General features: G+C 69.0%; 19 protein-coding genes. 7 read left to right on the top strand and 12 right to left on the bottom strand.

The annotated features are described in order from the left end of the window. Positions 1-14: 14 nt before the first annotated feature. The 9 genes from ACFVV5_RS10220 to ACFVV5_RS10260 form a co-directional block, all read right to left on the bottom strand. Positions 15-1,109: a DUF1611 domain-containing protein gene (locus tag ACFVV5_RS10220; protein ID WP_387242893.1), complete on the bottom strand. Its 1,095-nt coding sequence runs from the start codon at positions 1,107-1,109 to the stop codon at positions 15-17. A gap of 237 nt (positions 1,110-1,346) precedes the next feature. Continuing rightward, positions 1,347-2,381, bottom strand: a complete 1,035-nt coding sequence (locus ACFVV5_RS10225) for a zinc-binding dehydrogenase (protein WP_387242896.1) — start codon at positions 2,379-2,381, stop codon at positions 1,347-1,349. Between the two features lie 73 nt (positions 2,382-2,454). Then, positions 2,455-4,014 carry a PucR family transcriptional regulator gene (locus tag ACFVV5_RS10230; protein WP_387242898.1) on the bottom strand — a complete coding sequence of 520 codons (1,560 nt, stop codon included), beginning with the start codon at positions 4,012-4,014 and terminating at the stop codon, positions 2,455-2,457. After that, complete coding sequence (locus ACFVV5_RS10235) at positions 4,011-5,048, bottom strand: DUF917 domain-containing protein (protein WP_387242901.1); 1,038 nt, start codon at positions 5,046-5,048, stop codon at positions 4,011-4,013. Before ACFVV5_RS10235 ends, ACFVV5_RS10230 begins: the two co-directional genes overlap by 4 nt. Positions 5,049-5,051: 3 nt before the next feature. Beyond that, positions 5,052-6,155 (bottom strand): DUF917 domain-containing protein, encoded by a 1,104-nt coding sequence (locus ACFVV5_RS10240; RefSeq protein ID WP_387242904.1) that lies wholly within the window; start codon positions 6,153-6,155, stop codon positions 5,052-5,054. Next, entirely contained in the window at positions 6,152-7,273 is a 1,122-nt protein-coding gene (locus tag ACFVV5_RS10245; protein WP_387242907.1) for a DUF917 domain-containing protein, read from the bottom strand. The genes ACFVV5_RS10240 and ACFVV5_RS10245 overlap by 4 nt, the downstream gene beginning before the upstream one ends. Continuing rightward, positions 7,270-8,823, bottom strand: coding sequence for a hydantoinase/oxoprolinase N-terminal domain-containing protein (locus tag ACFVV5_RS10250; protein ID WP_387242910.1), 1,554 nt, complete (start codon positions 8,821-8,823; stop codon positions 7,270-7,272). The genes ACFVV5_RS10245 and ACFVV5_RS10250 overlap by 4 nt, the downstream gene beginning before the upstream one ends. A gap of 41 nt (positions 8,824-8,864) precedes the next feature. After that, on the bottom strand, positions 8,865-10,229 hold the full coding sequence (locus tag ACFVV5_RS10255) for a purine-cytosine permease family protein (RefSeq protein ID WP_387242913.1): 1,365 nt from the start codon (positions 10,227-10,229) through the stop codon (positions 8,865-8,867). Between the two features lie 153 nt (positions 10,230-10,382). Continuing rightward, on the bottom strand, positions 10,383-10,799 hold the full coding sequence (locus ACFVV5_RS10260) for a (deoxy)nucleoside triphosphate pyrophosphohydrolase (protein ID WP_387242916.1): 417 nt from the start codon (positions 10,797-10,799) through the stop codon (positions 10,383-10,385). Positions 10,800-10,907: 108 nt separating this feature from the next. On the opposite strand from ACFVV5_RS10260, the gene ACFVV5_RS10265 reads away from it, so the two are divergent. The 5 genes from ACFVV5_RS10265 (at position 10,908) to ACFVV5_RS10285 (ending at position 18,485) form a co-directional block, all read left to right on the top strand. Then, complete coding sequence (locus ACFVV5_RS10265) at positions 10,908-15,398, top strand: FtsK/SpoIIIE domain-containing protein (RefSeq protein WP_387242919.1); 4,491 nt, start codon at positions 10,908-10,910, stop codon at positions 15,396-15,398. A 69-nt stretch (positions 15,399-15,467) separates the two neighbouring features. Continuing rightward, complete coding sequence (locus tag ACFVV5_RS10270; protein ID WP_387242922.1) at positions 15,468-15,764, top strand: WXG100 family type VII secretion target; 297 nt, start codon at positions 15,468-15,470, stop codon at positions 15,762-15,764. A gap of 41 nt (positions 15,765-15,805) precedes the next feature. Beyond that, positions 15,806-16,090: a hypothetical protein gene (locus ACFVV5_RS10275; protein WP_387242925.1), complete on the top strand. Its 285-nt coding sequence runs from the start codon at positions 15,806-15,808 to the stop codon at positions 16,088-16,090. Continuing rightward, positions 16,090-17,949, top strand: a complete 1,860-nt coding sequence (locus ACFVV5_RS10280) for an alpha/beta hydrolase (RefSeq protein ID WP_387242928.1) — start codon at positions 16,090-16,092, stop codon at positions 17,947-17,949. The genes ACFVV5_RS10275 and ACFVV5_RS10280 overlap by 1 nt, the downstream gene beginning before the upstream one ends. 26 nt (positions 17,950-17,975) lie before the next feature. Then, a complete protein-coding gene (locus tag ACFVV5_RS10285; protein ID WP_387242931.1) occupies positions 17,976-18,485 on the top strand; it encodes a hypothetical protein in 510 nt (169 codons plus the stop codon). Between the two features lie 214 nt (positions 18,486-18,699). Here ACFVV5_RS10285 and ACFVV5_RS10290 read toward each other — a convergent pair whose 3' ends face one another. Beyond that, positions 18,700-19,002 (bottom strand): DUF1905 domain-containing protein, encoded by a 303-nt coding sequence (locus ACFVV5_RS10290; RefSeq protein ID WP_387242934.1) that lies wholly within the window; start codon positions 19,000-19,002, stop codon positions 18,700-18,702. Positions 19,003-19,042: 40 nt separating this feature from the next. On the opposite strand from ACFVV5_RS10290, the gene ACFVV5_RS10295 reads away from it, so the two are divergent. Both ACFVV5_RS10295 and ACFVV5_RS10300 read left to right on the top strand, forming a co-directional pair. Beyond that, positions 19,043-19,528: a hypothetical protein gene (locus ACFVV5_RS10295; protein ID WP_387242937.1), complete on the top strand. Its 486-nt coding sequence runs from the start codon at positions 19,043-19,045 to the stop codon at positions 19,526-19,528. An 83-nt stretch (positions 19,529-19,611) separates the two neighbouring features. Further along, positions 19,612-20,235, top strand: coding sequence for a hypothetical protein (locus tag ACFVV5_RS10300; RefSeq protein ID WP_387242940.1), 624 nt, complete (start codon positions 19,612-19,614; stop codon positions 20,233-20,235). A gap of 55 nt (positions 20,236-20,290) precedes the next feature. Here ACFVV5_RS10300 and ACFVV5_RS10305 read toward each other — a convergent pair whose 3' ends face one another. Then, positions 20,291-21,730, bottom strand: a complete 1,440-nt coding sequence (locus ACFVV5_RS10305; protein WP_387242943.1) for a lipase maturation factor family protein — start codon at positions 21,728-21,730, stop codon at positions 20,291-20,293. A 79-nt stretch (positions 21,731-21,809) separates the two neighbouring features. Then, complete coding sequence (locus tag ACFVV5_RS10310; RefSeq protein WP_387242946.1) at positions 21,810-22,532, bottom strand: endonuclease/exonuclease/phosphatase family protein; 723 nt, start codon at positions 22,530-22,532, stop codon at positions 21,810-21,812. Positions 22,533-22,570: the final 38 nt, after the last annotated feature.

Below are 22,570 nucleotides of genomic sequence, written 5' to 3' on the forward strand. Positions count from 1 at the left end.
TGGCGGCCCCGCGCCTAGACGACCGCGCCGAGCATCCGCTTCTCTTCGATCTCGGGGAACGCGAGCAGCACCATGTCGGCCAACTGGTCGAGGGGACGGGTCAGCGGGTCGGTGGCCGGCAGGCCGAGTTCGAGCTCGTGCTCGTCGATGGCCGCGGAGATCTCGTCATCGGTCATCCCCTCGTGGTTGATCGTGATGCCGATCACCTTCGTGGCGGCGAACGATTCGATCAGGGCGACCTCGCTCGCGGCCGTCGGTGTCGGCATCATCGGGAAGTCGCCGAGCATGACGCGTGCGGGGGCGTGCTGCACGATGACGCCGTCGGGGCGGCCGCCGCGCAGGATGGTCGTCGAGCTCAGGTAGGCGGGGTGGCTCAGCGCGCCCTGCCCTTCGATGATGATCACGTCGGGGTTCTCGTTCTCGAACGCCGCCACCACCTGGTACTCCACCTCGCCCGAGCAGAACTGCGGGATGGTCGCGTCCAGGGCGACCGCGTACTTCGCGCCCTGGATGAGAGCGGTCTGGCCGGTGCCGACCATCACGGCCTTGATGCCGCGGTCGTTGAGCGCCTGGGTGAGCAGGGTGGCGGTGGTGCGCTTGCCGACGGAGCCGTCGGTGCCGAGGATCGCGATGCGCGGGCAGGTCACGTCGAAGATGCGGCCCGAGAACAGGTGCAGATCCTTCTTGTCCTTCGGACGGCGCACATCGGTGATGGTGACGCCGGCGAGCAGGGCGGCGGCGGCGAACTCGGCGTCGTCGTTGAGGAACTCGTGCAGGCCGTTGACGATGTTCATGCCGCGGTCGATGCCGTCGAGCAGCACGACGCGCTGCGCCTCCGACAGCAGTCCGTCGGCCGGCGCCATTCCGAAGATCAGCGAGTCCGGCAGGAAGCCGGCATGCGCAATGGCCTCGGGGAGGCTGGCGAGCACGGGGATGCCGTTGGGCACGCCGTCGAGCACGACCCCGGCGTCTTCGCCTGCGTGCCGGCTGTCGACGATGCTCAGGATCTGGAACTTCTCCGAGTGGCGCACGAGACCGTTGGCGGTCTTGCCGTCCTGCTCGCCGAAGAGGCCCTCGCAGTAGACGATGGCAGGGATGGACGCAGTCATGGCGCTCCTCTAGTCAACCCAGAGGAGGCGACGGGATCGTGGCCGGACCGGACGGTCCAACGGTCAACGAGGCGTCTTCCCTGAAGCCGGTGCACTACCGGCCTCCGAACGGTAGCAGGGCTTCCTGTGCGTCGGCCCGCCTGCGCCGCCGCCCGGCCCGGGGCGCGCCGTTTGCCAGTTGGCGCTGTCATCCCGGGCGTGTTGACGACAACGTGTGGCAAACGACGGATGCGCGCGTCAGCGTGCCGGCCGGATGACGGTGATGCCCGTGGAGATCGCCTGGTCCATGAGGGGGAGGAGCGCTGCGCCTTCCTCCAGGGTGACCGTGCCGCCGAGCAGCTCCTGCGGGCGCAGCACCCCGCGGGCGACCAGTTCGAGCATCCCGGGGTAGTCGGCGGCCGACATCCCGTGGCTTCCCAGCAGGTCGAGTTCCCAGGCCAGGATGCGGTCCAGCGGGAGCACCGGCAGCTGGTCGCGCGAGAGCAGGCCGATCTGCACGTGCCGGCCGCGCCGCCGGAGGGACAGCACGGCCTCCGTGCTGGTGTCGGCGGACCCGACGGCGTCGATGCCGACCTGGGCGCCCCCGCCGGTGAGTTCGATGATCTCTGCGGGTGCCGCCTCTCCCGCCGCGACGGTGTGCACCGCGCCGAGCTCGCGTGCGAGCTCGAGGGCCGCCGGGTTGCGGTCGACCGCGATGACGCGGGCCCCGAGCGCGGTCGCGATCATCACGGCGCTGAGACCGACCCCTCCCGCTCCGTAGACGGCCACCCACTCATCGGGTCGGACCCGCGCTCGCGACCTCACCGCGCGGTACGCCGTCGCGAACCGGCAGCCGAGGCTGGCCGCCGCATCGTCGCCGAGCCCGTCGGGAATCGCGACGAGGTTCACGTCGGCGGCCCGGATGCTCACCAGTTCGGCATGCGAGCCCCAGTGGGTGAACCCCGGCTGCGTCTGGGCGGGGCACACCTGCGACTGGCCGGTCCGGCACCACTCGCACTCGCCGCATCCGTTCACGAAGGGCGCGGTGACGCGGTCGCCGACGCGCCAGTCGTTCACGCCGTCGCCGACCGCCTCGACGGTTCCGACGAACTCGTGCCCGGGGACGTGGGGCAGGTGCACGCTGTCGTCGTGCCCCGCCCAGGCGTGCCAGTCGCTGCGGCACAGCCCGGATCCGGCGACGCGGATCACGACGCCGCCGGCGGGGGCGATCGGCTCGGCGACCTCGGCGACCGACACCGGTCCGCCGAACTGCTCGTAGTACATCGCCCTCATGGTGCGCTCCTCTTCGTCGGGCTCGGGCTCGGGTTCGGGTGCGGTCGGCCTGGGCTCCGGATGCACGCAGCGGTCACGATCTCACCGCACGGCACGCGAGGTGCACCGCCAGCCGCACCTCGGGATCAGACAGGTCGAGGCCGAGGAGCTCTTGCGCTCTGGCGATTCGGGTGGAGACCGTATTGCGGTGCAAGCCGAGCGCGTCGGCGGTGGCGGCGATTCCGGACTCGTGGTCGAGGTACGCGGTGAGCGTCTCGAGCAGGTCGGGCGCGCGGGTGATGAGCGGGGCGAGCAGCGACTCCGCGGCCGGGACGAACGTGTCGTTCTCGGTCCAGGAGAGGAGGAGCTGCTCCAGACCGAGGGTGTCGATGCGCACGAACCAGCCGGTCGCCGAACGGTTGGCGGCGATGCGGGCGGCGTCCGATGCTCCGTCGATCGTCGCGACCAATCCGGCCGACCCGCTCTCCAGCGATCCGATGCCCGCCGCGACGTTGAAGGCGCGACGTGCCGCCGCGTGGAGTCCCCGGAGGGCGGTGACGTAGTTCTCGACCTGGCTGGGGGCCGGCGGTGCGCTGAAGCTGAGCCAGCCGGTGACTCCGCGCCCGCTGGTGGCCGCGTGCGAGTCGACGGGCAGCGCCGCCAGTTCGCGGGTGACGAACCGAAGCAACTGGAACGTGTCCACACGGGTGCGGCCGATGATGCGGAAGCCCAGGTGGTAGCCGGTGGTGCGCCAGCCGCTGTCCAGCATCCGTTGCTCGAGCTCGGCGTCTCGGCTGTCGCGCTGCTCCAGGAAGTCGCGCAGCAGTCCCGAGGCGACGGCAGCATCGTTGACGTCGGCGACCTCGTCGATGAGGATGCGCGCGGCCACCACCGGCATCGCGACCTCGGCGGCCACGGCGAGGGCGCTCAATTGCAGCGTGTTCAGCCCGGTGCCGAAGAAGGTCAGACGGAGGCCCGCACGACTCGGACTGTCGACGCGCACGGATGCGGCGGCGCCGTCGGAGCCGGTGACCGTGTCGAGCCACCGGCCGAAGTCGATCGCCGCGTGCACCTCCGTCGGAAGCGTCCCGCCCGCCTGGAGCAGCACCCCTTGGGCATCGATGAGCGCGACGCCGTGCCCGACGCTCGCGGACAGATGGCTCAAGAGGTCGGCCAGGCCGTTCGCGTGGTATTCGATCGACTGCGCGACCCGGCGCACGTAGCCCAGCGTGAGGGCGTCCCTGCCTTCGAGCAGCTGCCAGCACGCCTTGGCGAGCACCATCGGATCGTCCGTGTGGAGCAGTGTCAACCCGAGGCGCTCGGCGAGGATGCGGCTCCCGGCCGTGAAGACGTCGGCGTTCGGCACCGCGAGTGCCCGATAGCCGTGGTCGCGCACCCGCCGGATGAGGGCATCCTGCTGCCAGGAGGTGAGCGGAGGGTCGACGGTCAGAATCGCGAGGGAGTCGGTGCCGTCGACCGGGAGTCGCGACTCGCTGGAGTCGACCACCACATCGCGCCAGGGGATCGTGGCCGTGGCACGGATGGCGTCCGCGGCGCTGGTGCGGGCGGCGCCGGCGGCGGGCGTGGCGACCGCTCGGAGGCCACCGTTGGCGGGATGCGCGAGAAGGGCGGGCAGATCGAGTTGCTGGCTCATGCCGCCGGCTCCAGACCCGCGAGACCGAACGCCGCGGGAGTGACGTGGCGCATGCGATCGGGTGACGATGTCCACCACCCCGGAGCCGGCAAGGCGAACACGGCCACATGCCGGGCATACGTCAGACCGTCGACCTGCAGGATGTCGCGGGAGATCGAGTCGATGGTGACGATGATCTCGGGAGAGGCCGCCTCGACCCGGCCGTCTCGCATGAATGCGAGCACCTCGGAGCGGGCGATCACCCGGAGGAGCCCGCCGTCGTCGCCCATCATCTCGATCGTCGACACGTATTCGTCGGTCGGGGAGCTCTCGACGGCCGCGATGCGCCCGATGCCGAGCATCCGGCCTCCGAGCCGCTCGGCGAGTTCGCTGAGCGGTGCCTCGGTCGCGGAGTCGAACGCGGTGCCGAGCTGGAGAGCCCGACGGAAGGTGCCTTCAACAGCATGCTCCGCCAGATCGCCGACGGTGAAGCCGGCCACGACGACTGCCGACGCACCCCCTGCCTGCACGATCGCGCCTCGGAGAACGCTTTCGACGTCGTCAGCGCGGTCGGTGTCGATGAGCACGACACCACCCGCGCCCGAGCCGCACACGGTCACCGTGCCGGGAACGCGGTCGACGAACAGCGACAGCTGGTCGAGCCGGGGGAGAGCGCGGCCCATGAAGTCGGCGTCGACGACCGCGAACTCATCGGCAAGAAGGAACGGCGAGAGCCCGTTCAAGCCGGCGCCCTCGAGAGGGCAGACGGCCCGCGCCCGCACCCCGGTCCAGCGCTCGGCTGCATCGATCAGCTCGGCGAACGGACTCTCGCCCGGAATGCGCTCGGCGAGCAGGTAGGTCGAGCCGGCGAACGCGGCGGCGAGGCACGGCGTCTCGGGGTCGAGCTCGCCGACAGCGTGCAACCCGATCGGCCAGGCCGGAGAATCCGGCAGCATGAGCTCCAGCATGGTGGTCGTCCCACCGCCGCCGGAGCCGAGGAGCGAGAACCCCCGGGCAAGCGCCGGCAACCGGTCGTGCTCGAGGGTTCTCGCCATGGATCAAGCGTAAACGCGCGCTTCCACCGGGATGAACGGTTCGGTGAGGCCGAACGCCGAGGGCCCGAACGCTGCGAGCGCCTCCGGCGTGCGCATCATCGCCGGCGTCGAGATCCCGAGCACGCGCACGCGCTGACCGTAGCGAAGACCTTCGGTGGTGATCGGCTCACCCGACTCGATGTCGACGACGCAGATCAGGTCGGGGACGATGGCCACCACTTCACCGCCGCGTCGTGCGATGAGGTTCTCGTTCTGGAACGCGATCTCGAGCGCGTCGTCGCTCGCCGCATCGAGGGAGGAGATCGTCGCCCGGCCCTTCGCGAAGCCTTCTGTGGTGCGTCGCTCGACGTCGGTGACCTTGCCGGTGAACAGCTCGCGCACCTCGGAGTAGAGGGTGGTCGACAAGGTCTGAGCGATCGCATCGAACGGCGAACGATGCTCCTCCCTGGCTTCGCGGATGGCACGACCCAGGGCGAGTGCCATCGAGATGGTGCGGGGAACGGCCGTGCGCTTCACATCGGCGCCGCTCATCGCGTATTCCGCGATGTGGCCCACTCCGCCGAGACGGATGGTCACGCCGCGCGCGAGCCATTCCATCTGACGGTCGTCGTCCCCGGTGTCGATGACGACGGTCTCGCCGCGTTCGCCGGCGAGCGCCAGGGGAGAGCCGTGCACGCCGTAGACCGCGAACGTCTCCATCGAGAGCTCGGGGAATGCGCGGCCCATGCCGTCGGCGTCGACTACGGGCAGTCCGGTCTCCGCCGCGACGATCAACGGGATCATCGAGTTGATGCCACCGCACTCGATGGGCATGGTGGCATCGGCGGTGCGGCCGAGGTGCTTCTCGAGCGTCCGGAGAGCGAGAGTCGGCTCCGTGCCCGCCGGGATCTTCTCGATCATCACGGTCGGCGCGCCCATCTGCGCGGTCGGGATCACGAACAGGTCGTCGTCGAGCTCGTCGGGGTCGAGCACAGTGATGCTGCCGTCCCCGAGCACTCGCTGCACGAGCATCTGGCCGATGTACGGGTCGCCTCCGCCTCCGGTGCCGAGGAGGGTGGCGCCCCGGGCGAGGTCGGGAAGGTCCGCAGCGGTGAGGGTCCAGCTCATGCGACGACCTCCGCCGCACCGTTCTGCACCGTTCCGTCCGCCGCGACGAGCTCTGCCGTTCCGTCGAAACGGTGTGACGGGATGTCGTAGCCGAAGTAGCCGGGGCCGACGATCGCGAGCGCCTCCGCGCTGTGCCAGCGCGGGTCGCTGGGCGCGGCGATCACACGCACGCGCTGGCCGTAGCGCAGCGCCTCCGTGGTGATCGGCTCGCCCGAGTCGTGGTCGAGCACGATGATCAGGTCGGGTGTCGTCACGAGCACCTGCCCGTCGGCCTCGGCGATCAGGTGCTCGTTCTGGAACGAGAGGGTGAGCGTCGAGAGAGCGTTCTCGATACGTGCCCGGCCCCGGGCGAAGCCGGCCGTGGTCCCGCGTTCGACGTCGACGACTTTGCCGGCGAAGAATTCGCGGCCGCCGAGCAGTTCGACGGTGCGGCCGACCGGATCGCTCTTCGTGTCCCGGGCGTCGGCGATGCCCGCACCGATGGCGAGCGAGTGGCGCAGGGATCCGGGCACGAGCGCCTCCCGGGCCTGCGACCCGCTCATCGGAAAGCCCGCGATCATGATCGAGCAGCCCATCTCCACACAGGCGACGCGGGCGATCCGCTCCGTCCAGTTGTTGTCGACGGTCTGAAGCACGCCGATGTTGCCCTTCTCATCCGCGAAAGCGAGCGGCGACGCCGTCACTCCATAGAGGGTCGGCAGCACCATCTGCAGTTCGGGGAAGGCGCGGCCCATGCCGTCCGCGTCGACGAGAGGAAGGCCGAGAGCGGCCGCGGCGGCCACGGGGATGGTGGAGTTGACACCGCCGACTTCGGCGCAGGCGACATGGGTGACGGGCCGTCCGAGGTAGGCGGCCAGAGCCTTCACCGGTGCGATGACCTCGTCCAGGCTCGGGAGCTTCTCGACCATGACGGTCGGGGCGCCCATCATGGCGACCGTGAGCACCAGCGCATCATCCGGTACCTCGTCGAGCGCGACCACGGTGACGGGGCCGTGCGCTGCGAGGGCCTGTTGCGCGAGGAGGGCGCCGATGTAGGGGTCGCCCCCTCCACCGGTCCCGAGCACGGCAGCACCGCGCGCGAGCTGGGGCACGGCGTCGGCGGTCAGCATCCAGCTCATACGCGCACCGCCATGTCGAGGTCGCCGACGGCCTTGACGCGGATGCGCGTGGCATTGCCGGGGAGGTAGGGGATGGGCACTTCGTCGAAGTCCACGATGGAGACGGACTGCGGGGAGGCTCCGGCGGCGATCGCCTTGTCGACGGCTTCGGCCCGCACCTCGGCGATCGCCTCGTCGCGGCGTCCCGGCTCGATCGCGTACACCTTGTCGATCTCGCCGCCGACCTGGGCGATGGATGCTCCGATAGCGTTGGCGACGGCGTAGTTCTCCGGCCGGTGGACCGTTCCGAACAGGGGGAGCTCGTCCGGCAGCAGGATGGAGCCGCCGCCGACGGCGACCACCGGGATGGGGTCCGGCGACGTGCGCATCCGGTCGACGGCCTCCGCGATGCGCTCGGCTATCCGCTCGAGGACCCGCGCCACGAAGGCCGGGTCGAGGTGTTCGACCAGCCGGGGGTCGCCGATGTCGGCACGTCCGGCGGCGACGGCGATGTCCGTCGCCGTCAGCGTCGATCCTCCGAAGACGAGGGCCTCCGTGGTCAGCCGGTATCCGACCGACTCCGGTCCGACCTCGGCCGTCTCCGTGTTCACGATGGAGCCGCCGCCGATTCCGATCGACAGCACATCGGGCATCCGGAAGTTCGTGCGCACCCCGGCGACCTTCACCTCGTTGGCCGTCTCCCGGGGGAAGCCGTTGATCAGCAGGCCGATGTCGGCGGTGGTCCCTCCGATGTCGACGACGGCGCACGTCTCCAGGCCGCTGGTGAGCGCCGCCCCGCGCATCGAGTTGGTGGGGCCGGAGGCGAAGGTCGCCACCGGGTAGAGGCGCACGTAGTCCTCATCCATCAGTGTGCCGTCGTTCTGACTGAGGAAGATCGGGGCGCCGATGCCCTGGGCGCGAACCGCTGCCGTGAGCCCGTCGACGATCTCGGACGCCAGTTCGCGGAGCGCTGCGTTGATGATCGTCGCGTTCTCGCGTTCGAGGAGGCCGATCCGCCCGATCTCATGTGAGAGCGAGATGGCGACGTCATCGCCCAGCTCGTCCGCGATGATCGCAGCCGCCTGCGTCTCGACATCGTGGTTGACCGGACTGAACACCGACGAGATCGCGACCGAGCGGATTCCGTGCTCCGCCATGTCCGCCGCAAGGCCTTTGAGCTCGGCGTGGTCGAGCGGGGAGATCGGGCGGCCATCGAACTCGTAGCCGCCATGTGCCAGGTAGCTGCGGGCCCCGATCGCCTCTTTCAACGGCTCGGGCCAGTCGACCAGCGGGGGCAGCGCCTTGGTGGCGGGCAGTCCCAGCCGCAGTGCCGCCGTCGGGGCCAGCCGCTTGGCTTCGACGAGCGCGTTGATGAAATGCGTGGTGCCGATCATCACGGCGGTGATGTCGTCGCCTTCGAATCCGTGCGCGCTGCGCAGTGCCTCGATCGCCTGCACGATCCCGGCAGTGACGTCGGGGCTCGTCGCGTTCTTGACCCCGGCCAGTGTCTGCTTGCCGTCCATGAGCACTGCATCGGTGTTTGTTCCGCCGACGTCGATGCCGATATGCATTGTTCTCGCTCTCGTTGTGGTGCTTGTCGTTCGTGGTGCGGTCACTGCTGGTTGGTGGAGACGCCGAGGCCCGACGCGACAGGGGTGGCGGCGGTCTCGGCCTGGATCGTGGTGGCGCGTCCGACGCCGCGAACCCAGCCGAGCTTGCCGGCGATCACATAGAGCACGATCGACAGCGCGAGGGAGATCAGCGACGGGATGCCCCAGGTGACGAAGTAGCCGACCACCGACGAGACCGCCCAGATGATGAGTGTGGCGGGCACCACACGGGGCGCCGTCGCCGGAAGCGTGCCGGAGGCGCGCGTCTCCTCGAGCTCTCCGCGCCAGCGCTTGACGATGAAGTACTCGGCCACCATGATGCCGGCGATCGGAGGGAAGGCGACGCTCAGGATGATGAGGAACCCGGTGAACTGCGACAGGATGCCCGCAGCGGCCAGGATCGAGCCGACGATTCCGAGCACGATGGTCGTCGTCACACGGTGGATGTTCTTCCCGAACGCGGTCGAGATGAAGTTCACCAGGCCGAGAGTCGAGGAGTAGAGGTTCCAGTCGTTGATCTTGAGGGTGCCCGTGATGACGATGATGAGGCCGACGAAGCCGATCGACGAGGTCACGATGGCGACGATGTCGCCGGTGGCCGCCGCGTGGGCGAGGAGGACTCCGGCGAGGCCGATGACGAACTCGCCGAGCGTGACTCCCACGACCGTCTGCTTGACGACGTCGGCCTTGGAACGGTTGAAGCGGGTCATGTCCGCGGTGATGATCGCACCGACGATGAGTCCGCCCGCCACGATCGCTGTGCCCGCCCACACGCTCATCGTCGGGCCGGGTGCCGGTGAGGTGAGGAGTTCGCTGATCGAGTGCTTGGTGAGCTCGCTGATGACGGACCAGCCCACGAGGATGAGGAACAGCGGCACGGTGATGTTCGCGAGCCACTGCATTCCGACGAATCCGAAGCTGACGATCGCGGTCACGGCCAGGCCGAAGATGAGGCTCCACGACCAGATCGGCATGACGCCGGGCATCAGCACGTTGAGGGACTGCGCGGAGATCGCGCTCTGGATGCCGAACCAGCCGATGAGGCTGATGCCGATGGCGAGTCCGACGAGCGAGGCGCCGATCTCACCGAAGCCGGTCCAGCGGGCGAGCAGCGCCGTGTTCAGGCCTTCTTTCTGACCGATGATGCCGACGATGCACATGATGATCTCGAGGATGATCGAGCCGAGGAGCAGGGCGAGCGCGGCCTGCCCGAAGGTCATGCTGTAACCGAGAGTGGCTCCGAGCAGGAACTGCGAGAGAGCGGAGACCTGGCCGAATCGCTGCACCGCGATGCCGAACCAGGGCTTCCGAGCATCGGGCGTGACGCGACTGAGGGCGAAGTCGTCGGCAGGTGCGGTGCGAGCCATGAGGGTGTCCTTCGTGACGGGGGAATGGGTGTGGAAAGGCTAATTGCCACCCACACCCCGATCCATGTGCAATCCGCACTGATCGCAGCGTGTCGTGTGCACTCTGCACTCTTCCATTCATGGGCGCGGCCCGACGGAACACCGTCGCTGCGCTCACACCCCCGCGAGCAGCTTCCGCACCGCCGGGAGATCGGGCAGTGCCCAGTCGAGCGCCTCGAGGTCCAGGATGCGCACCCACTGCATCCGGTCGTGGTCTGTGCTGTGCTGGGGACGTTCGCCGATGAGCTCCGCGCGGTAGCAGCTCAAGGCGATCGGGCGCGTGCCGGTCGCCGTCACGCTGCGGTCGATCAGCTCGCCGACCCGTATGCCCACCGCCAGCTCCTCGCGGATCTCCCGCGCCAGCGAGTCCCCAGGGCTCTCGCCCTCCTCGACTTTGCCGCCCGGGAACTCCCACTTGCCGGCCGCATCCTTCGCGGGCGAGCGGCGGCAGGCGAGGACGCGTCCGTCGCGCACGATGACGGCCGCCACCACCTCGAGTGGCGGGCGCGGGTCGGCGTCCACAGTGTCCACGGAGTCCATCATGCCGGGCGATGACGGTGCTGTGGGCATCCGGTCGCACGTCGGCAGTGGGGTGGAATCGGTGTTCTAGACTCACCGGCGGACAGGGGGAGGTCTGGAATGAAGCTCACGATCACGGTTGCAACGGGGCCGGATGAGGGACGCGACGTGGTGGTGACGGCCGACGTCACAGCCACCGTCGCCGACATCGCAGAACGGCTCGCCGCGTTGCCGAAACGGTCGGCAGCGCGGACGGAACAACGTGCCCCGGGAGAGCGCCCGCCGCTCACGCTGCGCGTGGAGTTCCCGGGTGCGACCCAGGGCAGGGTGCTCAACCCGGGCGCCGCCGTGCACGAGTCGAGTCTGCGATCCGGATGCCGCGTCGAGGTCGTGCCGGTGGGGGAGCGGCGGCCGGGAGATGAGAGGGACGACGCGCCGGCGGCGCTGGTACGCATCCTGGCGGGACCGGAGTCCGGACGCGAATTCGGGGTGACTTCGGGGGTGAATCTCGTGGGCCGCGACCCGTCGGCGGCGGTGTTCCTGCCCGGCGACAGCGAGGTGTCGCGACGGCACGCGACGATCACCGTCGCCGAGACCGTGACGGTGGCCGACCTCAACTCCGCCAACGGCGTGCAGGTCGACGGAGCGCTGGTGCAGCGGGCGATCGTGAGGGCAGCCTCCCGCGTGCAGGTGGGCGGCACACAGTTCCAGGTCGTGCCGCTGCCTGTCGCCGCGCACGGGCCGAGGGCGCAGGCGGCCGCCGGGTTCTCCCGCTCGCCGCGCGTGGAGCCCGCCTACCGGGGCGAGACCTTCACCCTCCCCGAGATCCCCGTGCCGCCGGCGCCACCGCGGCTGCCGCTGCTCGTCCTGCTCAGCCCGCTGGTCCTGGGCGCGGCGCTGTTCGTCCTGACCCAGCAGGTCTTCACCCTGCTGTTCGTCGCCCTCTCTCCGCTCATCATGGTCGGCACCTGGTTCGACACGCGGCGTCAGGGCTCCCGCAAGCGGAAGGAAGCCCGCCGGGCCTTCGACGACGGGATGGAGGACGCGCGCCGGCGACTCGGGGCCGAGCGTGTGCGGGAGGTCGCGGCGCGGCGGTCGGAGTCGCCGCAGACGGCCGAGATCACCGAGGCGATGCGCGCGCGGACGCCGTTGCTCTGGACGCGCAAACCCGAGCACACGACGTTCCTCGAGCTGCGTTTCGGCCTCGGCGCGCAGGAGTCGCGCTCGAGCATCCGGATGCCGTCGAAGAACGGTGGTGACGCCGCCGATTGGACCGCGGCCGCCGAGCTGGCCGATGCGTTCGCCGAGGTCGGACCGGTCCCCGTGGTCGAGAGTTTCGAGCGGGCGGGAGCGGTCGGGGTGGCCGGAGTGGGCATGAGGGCCCAGGATGCGGCGCGCGCCCTGGTGATCCAGCTCGCCGGCCTGCACTCGCCCGCCGACCTCGCGATCGTCGCGTTCGCCGCCGGGGACGCCACCGAGACCTGGACGTGGCTCAAGTGGCTCCCGCACGTCGACTCGTCGTACAGCCCGTTGCGCTCGAACGGCCTCGTCGCCGACTATCAGGCCGCAAGCGCCCTGCTCGCCGAACTCGAAGGTCTCATCGCAGCCCGCCGCAGCGCCGGCGTGGGACGGGAGCGGGTGCGCTCGCGCCTCGACGAAACCCGGCCGCTCGACGATGGCCACGGCTCCGCGGTCGACCGGCTGCCCGCCGTACCCGCCGTCCTCGTCATCGTCACCCAGGAGGCGCCGGCAGACCGGGCGCGTCTCGTCGCGCTCGCCGAGGAAGGCCCCGATCACGGCGTCTTCGTGCTCTGGCTCGCGCCGGCGGTCGACGCGTTGCCGGTGGTCTGCCGCACGTACGTCACGGTCGACGCCGCCACGGCACGCGCCGACGTCGGGTTCGTGCGCTCCGGACGGAACGTCGCTTTGCAGACCACCGAGTTGATCGACGCGGTGGCCGCCGAGACCGCGGCTCGAGCCCTCGCCCCCGTGGAAGACAGCGGCGCACGCGTGCTCGACGAGACCGATCTTCCGCACAGCGTGCCATTCGCCGACCTCTACGAAGGGGACGTGATGAGCGACGAGGCCGCCGTCGTGCAGCGCTGGGTGAAGAACGACAGCCTCACCCGCGGCTGGATCCCCGGAACGCCGCGCGACGCCGGGGGCATCCGCTCCGTCGTCGGTCAGGGTCCGAGCGAGCCGTTCGCACTCGACCTCCGCGCCCACGGTCCGCACGCCCTCGTCGGCGGGACGACCGGCTCGGGCAAGAGCGAGTTCCTGCAGAGCTGGATCATGGGGATCGCCGCCGAATACTCGCCCGATCGCGTGACCTTCCTCCTGGTCGACTACAAGGGCGGCGCCGCCTTCTCCGAATGCGTCGGGCTGCCCCACACCGTCGGTCTCGTCACCGACCTCACGCCGCACCTGGTCCGCCGCGCGCTCACGTCGCTGCGCGCCGAGTTGACGCATCGCGAGACGCTGCTGAACCTGCGAGGCGCCAAAGACCTGCTGACGCTGGAGAAACGCAGCGATCCGGATGCTCCTCCCGCGTTGGTGATCGTGGTCGACGAGTTCGCGGCGCTCGCGGCCGAGGTGCCGGAGTTCGTCGACGGCGTGATCGACGTCGCCCAGCGCGGTCGCTCCCTCGGGCTCCATCTCATCCTCGCCACCCAGAGGCCCTCCGGCGTGATCAAAGACAGCCTGCGCGCCAACACCAACCTGCGGGTCGCCCTCCGGGTGGCCGACGAGGCCGACAGCGCCGATGTGCTGGGGGTGCCCGACGCCGCCCGGTTCGACCCGGGGACACCGGGCCGGGCCGCGGCGAAGCTGGGACCCGGCCGTGTCTTCGACTTCCAGTCGGCCTACCTCGGTGGTCGCACCGAGCGGGCAGGCGCGGACCCAGACGTGCAGGTGCAGGATCTGCCGTTCGGCCCCGGCCAGCCGTGGGCGATGCCCGGGCGGGAGCTGCGCGTCCCGCAGGGCTCCCGTGACATCGAGCGGCTGGCGGACACCATCGCGCGCGCCGCCGACGCGCGCCGCGTAGACGTGCCGCGCCGTCCGTGGCTCGACCAGCTCCCCGAGCTCATCGACCTGGGTGCACTGCCGCCCGGTGAAGGCGGCCGCATCCCCATCGGAGTCGTCGACGAGCCGGAAGCCCAGCGCCAGGGCCCGTATCTGCTCGACCTCGAAACGGTCGGCAACGTCGCGATCCTGGGCGCAGGCGGCGCAGGCAAGAGCGCACTGCTCCGCACGATCGCCGCAGCGGCGTCGGCGACCGCGGCCGAGCATCCGGTGACCATCCACGTCGTCGACTTCGCGGGCGGGGCGCTCGGCATGCTCGAGACGCTGCCCACCGTCAGCTCGGTCGTCCCCGGCACCGACATCGAACGGGTCACCCGGATGCTCGCCGACGTGACTGAGGCCGTCGCCGAACGTTCGGTCGCCTTCGCGGATGCCCGTGCCGCCTCTCTCTCCGAATACCGTGCGGTCACCGGGCGGGCGCTGCCGAGGGTGATCGTCCTTGTCGACGGGTTCGGGGCCTTCCGCAGCGACTACGAGTTCCGCAGCGCCGGGAGCGTCTTCGACCGGCTGCTGGCAATGGCGTCGACGGGGCGTCAGCTGGGCGTCCATGTCGTGCTGACGGCCGATCGCTCCGGCGCCCTCCCGACCGCGCTCACCGCCACCATCGGGTCGCGCCTGGTGCTGCGGCTGGCCGGCGAGGCGGAGTATGCGGCGGCAGGGGTTCCCGGCGACGTACTCGCCGGAGCGCCGGCCGGGCGCGGACTTGCCGACGGACACGAGCTCCAGATCGCCGTGCCGGGTGGCGGCCCGGACCTGAGCGTCCAGGCCGCTGCGATCGACGCCGTCGGCGGCCGCCTCCGTTCGGCCTCGGTGACGCCGGCGAAACCGATCGAACGGCTGGCCGCCCACATTCCGGCCAAGGGGCTTCCGATCTCGGTGGACGGACGCCCGACCCTGGGGGTCAGCGACGAGACGCTCGAGCCCGTGGGCATCCCGCTCGACGGTCTCTTCGTGGTCACAGGTCCGTTCGGCTCGGGGCGCACCACCGCTATGACGACCGCGATCAGGGCGACGCTGGCCGTGCATCCGCAGCTCGCGCCGTTCCTTTTGGTGGCCAGGGGGAGTGCCCTCGCCCGGGCCTGCGACTGGACGGAGCTGTCACGGGATGCCGACGAAGCAGAGTCTCTCGCGCTGCGGCTCGCCACGCGGCTCGAAGCGAGGACCGCCGAGGGTGACGCGTCGCCGCTGATCGTGATCGAGAACGTGGGGGACTTCGAAGGGCTTCCCGCCGAGAGCCAAGTCGCTCGGCTGATCAAGGCGGCGCGACGGGCGGGAGTGCCCGTCCTCGCCGAGGCAGACACCGTGACCGCGCCGGGGGCCTGGCAGCTCTTCGCCGAGCTGAAGACCGCTCGTGCCGGCCTCGTGCTGCAGCCGGAGGAGACCGACGGTCTCGCCCTGTTCCGCACGCCGTTCCCGCGTGTGACCCGCGGTGAGTTCCCCGTGGGACGCGGAATCCTCGTCGACTCCGGCCGTCTGACGCGAGTGCAGGTGGCATTCTTGGAATGCGAGATTGAAGATGACTTGTCTTAATATTTTTGCTTCACTAAGGTGGAAACCACGCGCCGCCGGCGCGCTTCATTTCACTTGGGGGAGTTCACCATGTCCAACATCAACGTCTCGTATCAGGAACTGAACGGCAATGCTGATCGGCTGGTGGCCGGCCGCGATGAGATCAACGCCACGCTGACGAAACTGCAGTCGCAGATCTCGGCTCTGGTCGCCGCCGGGTTCACGACCGACAAATCATCGGGTGCGTTCTCCGACGCCTACAACCGGTTCACCTCGGGGGCGCAGAACACCATCGGCGGTCTGAACGATCTGGCCCAGTTCCTGCGCACGGCCGCGCAGACGCTCGGCGAGGTCGACTCCCAACTCGCCGCCCGGCTGAGCCGCTGAGCGTCCGGGGATCGTGATGGGGGGATGCCCGAGGGTCGAGCATGTCTGATCTCCGTGTCGACGCGTCGCGATTGCGCGACGCGTCGACAAAGATCATCGGGGCGGTCGCTCGCGTACCGTTCGCGTCGTCGTTGACCGCACCCGGCGGCGCTGGCGCCGGTGCAGTCGGCTCGCGCGTGGTCACGGCGGAATTGCGCACGGGTACCGCTCAGCAGGCCGTTCGGGCTCGGCTGAGCGCCGACGCGCTCACACGCGTCGGGGCCACGCCTGCCGTGACCGCGCAGACGTTCGTGAACACGGATGCCGCGTTGGCGCGGGTGTTCTGATGGGTGAGATCGTGGCCGATCCGGGGGTCGGTGAGCCAGCCGGGATTCGTGCGCTGGCGCGGGAGCGGTCGGCGAAGGCGGTCGAGCTGCGTGCAGTGCATGCGGAGGTGGTCGCGGCTGAGAAGACGGTGACGGGGTCGGCGTGGACGGGGAAGGCGCAGGCCGCCTTTACGACGGCGATGGACGCGGTCGCCCCCGATCTGCTCCTGTTGTCTCGTGGCCTGGAGGCGCAGGCGAGCGCGTTGCACGACTATGCCGGTCAGGTCCAGCAGATCAAAGACCAGCAGAAGGCCCTGGAGGCCCGGCGCCGGTCGGCGACCGACGCGCTGACCAGCGCACGGGCCTTGCTGGCGGCGTCGCATCGGGCCGACGATCGGGTCCTCGCCCAGGAGAGAGCGCTCGACCGGGACATGCGCACCAGCAGCATCCTGGCCAGCCGCGCCGGCTACACCGAGACCATCGCCGAGAACACGTCGCTGCTGACCCAGGTCGACACCCAGTGGGAGCACCTGGTCACCTGGCGCCGGCACGCCGACCAAGCGTGCATGTCCGCCCTGTCCGGTCCGGAGGTGCTCGGCAGAACGGCACCCTTCACCCCGGCGGTGATCCGCACCAGCGCACCGGATGCCCTGCTCCGGATGCTCACCGGCCTGTCCGCCACCGACCTCATCGTCCTCCTCCAGACCCACCCCGACCTCGCCGACAAACTCACCACCGCCGACCCGCCCGCCGTCGCCGCCTGGTGGACCGCCATGAGCGGACCCACCCCCGGCACCCCATCCGCCGAACAACTCGCCCTGATCACCGCAATCCCCACCATCATCGGCAACCTCAACGGCGTCGCCTACTGGGCGCGCGACCGTGCCAACCACGTCGCCCTCGACCGGGCTCTCGAACGGGAATCCACCAAGTCGAATGGCGATCCAGAAGTATTGCGCGCCCTCAAGTCAGTCAAGAATGCATTGGGTAAAGGAATGAATGCGTCCCCGCCGCGCCAGTTTGTCGCGTTCTCCATGTCCCCGAATTTCAAGGCGGCTGTGTCTGTTGGGAGTCTCGACACCGCGAAGAACGCCACTTACATCATTCCAGGGATGGGAACAAACGTCGCCGGGGACATGACCAGATTTGTTGAGTCGGCGCGCGGTCTTCGAAGGGATCAGGTGAAAGCATCACGATTCACCACTGATGACCTCGCCGTGGTGGCGTGGCTCGACTACGAGGCCCCCGACGCCTCTGACGTTTACGGCGTGGCTCACGACTACCTTGCCGAACGGGGAGGGAAGCGATTGGCAACCGCGCTCAACGGCTTGAGTGCGGTTCACAATGCTTCGGGCAACTCGTCTCAGGTTTCAGTAGTGGGACATTCGTATGGCACCAACGTGGCGGCATTTGCGCTCACCAAGGCACGAGCGGACCATGTAGTGATGCTCGGTTCCGCAGGAATCGCAAGCTCAATCCCGAATGCCCAAGCCTTGAACGTGCCCGAGGGTGAGGTCTTCGCTACTCAAGGTCGCCACGACGCATGGGCGCCCACAGGCCAGGCTGTCAGCGGGCGCCAGGACCCGACCGCGCCGACTTTCGGTGCGCACGATTTCAGCTCCGAGGGTGCCGTGGACGATGAAGGGCAGGCGTTATACGAAGTGACGCAACACGGGCCGTTCGCCCCAAGGGACGAGACGGGAAAGTACAGCTATCTGGACATGAACACGACTTCGATGTACTACACGGCGAAGGCGACGACAGCGCAAGGCTTGGAAATACCCGTTGGCGGCACGCCAACGGAACGGCTGTCCCTGCAAATGCAAGATCGCGTCGACGATCTCTTCAGAACGGGCACGCCATGGGCGCCAGTGCGATGAGGACGCTCGTGCTCACTATGGTCACAATGATCATTTTGGCGGCGGTGACGAGCTGTGCTTCTTCTCCGGATTCGACGACCTCTGACCAGTCGAGAGCAAAGGACATGGCTGCCATGATGACCCCCGAACAAGCAAAACAAGAGGTCAGAGCGCTCTATGAAGCGACGCGTGATCTCATGCCCGGAAACTGGTTCGAAGACACCCGCACCTGGGGGACGTGCACAACAGCGAGCGGCGAGTCGGGGGCGTATTACGAGTTCCTCGCACAGCGCCGAGACCAGCCATTGCCCGCTGATCCGGCCTCGATCGCAGAGCAAGCGCAACGCGTTTGGGCGGCCCATGGGCATCCAGTCAGGATTCAGCGCGACAAGACGCTCGATCCGCCGCGCTGGATACTGTCCGATCCCGCGTGGCTGGCGGGAACAGGCCCGGATGGATTGCTCCTGCAGTTCACCGTCGGAGACGATTACGCCGACTTCATCGCGAACAGCCGCTGCGTCGCCGGTGACTCCGTGGAACTAGGCCTTAACGAGTGACTGCAACACAGGCGGATCAGCGATCACACGGATCGTCGGCGCGACCCAGAGCGCTTCGAAGGGGCGAAAGCATCAACAAGCAAGAGCACAACCGGGTGAATGACCAACTCCATGCAGGCTTGTCGGGCCCCACACGACCACCGACGCGAACTGCCACGACGAGGGCGTGCTCGAGGCGGGTGGCCGCGCCCGGCGAATCCACGCCCCACGCGACCTAGAGCAGGGTCTCGATCCCGAGCCGCACCACATCGCCGAGCTCGACACCCTCCGCCCGGCGCACCGACCCTTTGATCGCGACGATGTAGGCGCCGTCGGCAGACTCAGGGAACACGGACGTCGACCAGCGCGAGCCGCCCAGAGTGACCATCACCTTGATCGAACCGAACCCGGCCGGCGGATGCGGCTGGTCGCGGATCTCCTCCGAAACGTCCAACGGCAGGCGCGCGAACACCCACAGATCCTTGCGCGCCTCCCAACGCCACAGCTCCGCCTCGAACTCGTACCGGATGCCCGCCATAGCCATACTCTGCCGCAAACGACCGACAGGTGCGTATCCGATGCCATCTGCAGCCCACGGCGTGACGCGCCCCGCCGACGGGTGCGACACGGTAGTGTGTGCGTCATTCACCGCGGAGGTCGACCTGCTCATGAAGCGTCCTGGTTCTGTCACATTCGTCGCCGTGCTCGCCTACCTCAACGGCATCCTGAACATCGTCGCCGGGGTGGTACTGCTGGTCACCCGCGGGATGTCGCCCGCGAGCCAGAGTGCCGCCGCCGCTGCCGGCGTCACCACCTCGGCCATCATCTCGCTCGTGTTCGGCGTGGTCACCCTGATCGTCGCCGGGGGACTGCTCAGAGGCAACCCGGTGTCGCGCGGACTGGTCACGGCGGTGATGGTCGTGAACGTCGTCAACGGCATCCTGCTGCTGTTCTCGCTGCAGCTCGGACAAGGCATCGTCGAGATCCTCTGGGCGCTGCTGATCGTCGGGATCCTGTTCAGCGGACGGGCCAACTCCTACTTCCTGGGACGACCGACGCGCTGACGCGAGCCGACCCGCCCCGCATCGTCCGACAGAATGGTCACAGGGCGGCGCGGTCCTCGCGCCTGCCGCGAGCAAGGAGACGGATGCGCTGGTCGAACTGGTTCCGCAAGCGGGCTCCCGCGCCCAGCGTGCGGCCATTCGACGAACACGCGCTCGACGCCTCCGTGCCACCGACCGTCGAACAGTCGGTGGAAGAGGGGATGCTCCTCGCCGACTACGCGACACGGATGGCGGTGAAGAACCACATCGTCGTCGACACCATCCAAGACGGCAACCCGTTCGACCCGTCCCGGCACACGGTCCACGCCGCGGAGATCCTGCGGGAGCTGGCGGACGAGCAGGATCAGGCCTCCGCGCGAGCATCCGGAGCCCGAGAATCGGTGGCGGGGCTCGGCGGCGACGCGATGCACCCGCACGACTACCGCGACGTCGACGTCGCCAACCTGCGGCTCCGCGAGCAGGCCGCCACCATGCTCGCCTCGGAGCTCCGCGAGCGTGCGGCGTCGGAAGAGGAGCTGCGCGCCATCGTCGAGCGCGCCCGGGAAGACGCGTGGCACGAGGTCGGTCAGGCGATCGAAGCCTCGCTGGACGCGTTCTCGGGCGCCGAAGCCCTCAAAGAGAACTACGAGGCCGAGCGACCGGCACGGCTGAAGCTGCTCATCTGGCGCGACCTGGCGAAGCTGGAAGAGGAGCGGGGCGGGTACTGACCGACCGGCGACGGCCACACGGTGCGGGCGGCGACGGCCGGACGGTGCGAAAGCGTCAGCCGCGCAGTGCTGCCGGCGGCACCAGCACGCCGACCTCGCTCCGCACCCAGCGATCGCCGGTCGCCCGCTTCTGCGCGTGCGTCGCGAAGTGGTAGAGGAACATCCGCGCCCGCACCGCCCGGGGAGGCTCCCCGTCGAACGGGTCGATCCGCAGCAGGCGCAGCATCCGGGCATCCGCTTCGAGCAGGCGCAGCAGAAACGTCTCGAACCAGCGGGTGTCACGGGAGCCGAGCGCCAGGAACCACATCAGCCAGTCGAGGCGCAGATGATACGGGGCGAACTGCCGGGGCATCCGGCGCACATCGCCCGGCTTGCCCTTGAACTCGTACTCCACCCAGTGCGCTGCGGGGTCGTCGGGCTCGTCCCTGGTGCCCTCGACGATCACCTCGTAGCGCTCCTTGGTCACACTGCCGAAGGCACCGTAGGCGTTCACGAGGTGCCAGCGATTGAAGCTCGCGTTCATCAGCTGATGCCGCGAGAACAGGTTGCGCAACGGCTGCCAGCTGAGCACGACCAGGAAGACGCTCGCGGCGAGTGCGACGACCGCGAACCACAGCGGCATGGTCGTGGCCCCGACGTGCGCGGCCGGTATACCGCCGAACGCGAAGCCGAACACCGGGTCGCTGACGGCCGCGAACGCCAGCACGATCGTGATCACGTTCAGCCACGCGAAGTTGCCGGTGGCCACCAGCCACAGCTGCGTCAGGATGACGACCGCGGCCGCCACGCCGGCCACCGGTTGCGGAGCGAACAGAAACCACGGGGCGACGAGCTGAGCGAAATGATTGCCGAGCACCTCGACGCGGTGCCACCACTTCGGCAGCAGGTGCGCCGTGCGGCTGAACGGGTTCGGCATCGGCTGCGTCTCATGGTGGTAGTAGAGCGCCGTGAGGTCGCGCCAGGAGCGGTCGCCGCGCATTTTGATCATGCCGGCGCCGAACTCCAGCCGGAACACCAGCCACCGCACCAGGATGACGATCGTTAGCGGGGGAGTCGTGTCGTGCGAGCCGAGGAAGCCGACGGTGAAGCCGGCCTCGAGCAGCAAACTCTCCCAGCCGAACGAGTAGAAGGTCTGGCCGACGTTGACGATCGACAAGTAGAGCAGCCACACCACGAGGAAGACGACGATGAGCACATACGAGGGCGCCAGCTGCGGGATGCCCGCCACGAGCAGCAGGGAGAGTGCGGCTCCGGTCCAGGCCACCGCGAGGAGCAGCCGATCGGAGTAGCGCCAACGGAAGAGCGTGGGCTGCTTACGGGCATAGAGGGACTGCAGGAAGCGCGGGACGGGGAGCAGACCGTGCTCGCCGAGGAGGGCGGGGAACTGGTTGATCGCCGAGACGAACGCCACGACGTAGATCGCCGCGACGCCACGCTGCAGCACTTCGCGCGCGATCGTGTAGTCGCCGGCCGAAAGCCATCCGAACACGTCCATTGCGCACCGCCCCGCATCGAGACGCGTCCACACTACGCCGGGGCCCGTGGCGCGACCAGGGCGGGGCGCGCCTCAGCGGTCAGGCCGCGAGCTGCGCATCCAGGCTGATCGCCCGGTGATCGGATGCACCTGCGGGGAGCACATCGACGCGGTCGATCTCGAGACCGGTCGAGGTGACGAAGTCGAAGTAGCCGGTGAAGAACTTGTAGCGCAGGTAGGTGGGCTCGGTGCTGCGCATGAGCGCGTATCCGGTGGTGATCAGGTGGCGTTCGAGGCCGCGGATGAACCAGGGGTAGTTGAAGTCGCCGACCATCACGGCGGGAACGTCTTCAGCGAGCGAGCGCATGCCCGCGTGGGCTGCAGCGATCTGTTTGCGCCGCAGTGAGTTGGACGCGGTGAGGGGGGCGGCGTGGAAGGAGCCGATCAGGACGTCCTCATCGCTCTCCTTGTCGTGCAGATGAGCGGCGAGAAGGCGTTCGTGCGCCGGGGCCAGCACGCGATCGTGCACCGACTTCTGCACGGCGAAGACCTTGGTCTCGAGGATGTCGAAGCGGTCCTCGCGCACGTAGATCGCGAGGCCGAGACGATTGGTCTTGGTGGCGTCGGCCAGCACGAGGTGTTGGAGACGCTCGGGAAGCACTTCGGTATCGCATTCCTGCAGGCAGAGTGCATCGACGTCGTAGGCTGCTGCGATGTCGGCGAGTTCATGGCCGGCGGCGTGCTTTCGCAGGTTGTAGCTGACGATTCTCAGTGGGATCCCTCTTTTCGTTGCGCTCGCCGTCGGTGGAGGACGCGACAACATTCTGGCCCACATCCGGCCGGATGGAGGCGACCTCGGCG

Source organism: Leifsonia sp. NPDC058248, from assembly GCF_042881905.1.
GTDB lineage: Bacteria > Actinomycetota > Actinomycetes > Actinomycetales > Microbacteriaceae > Leifsonia.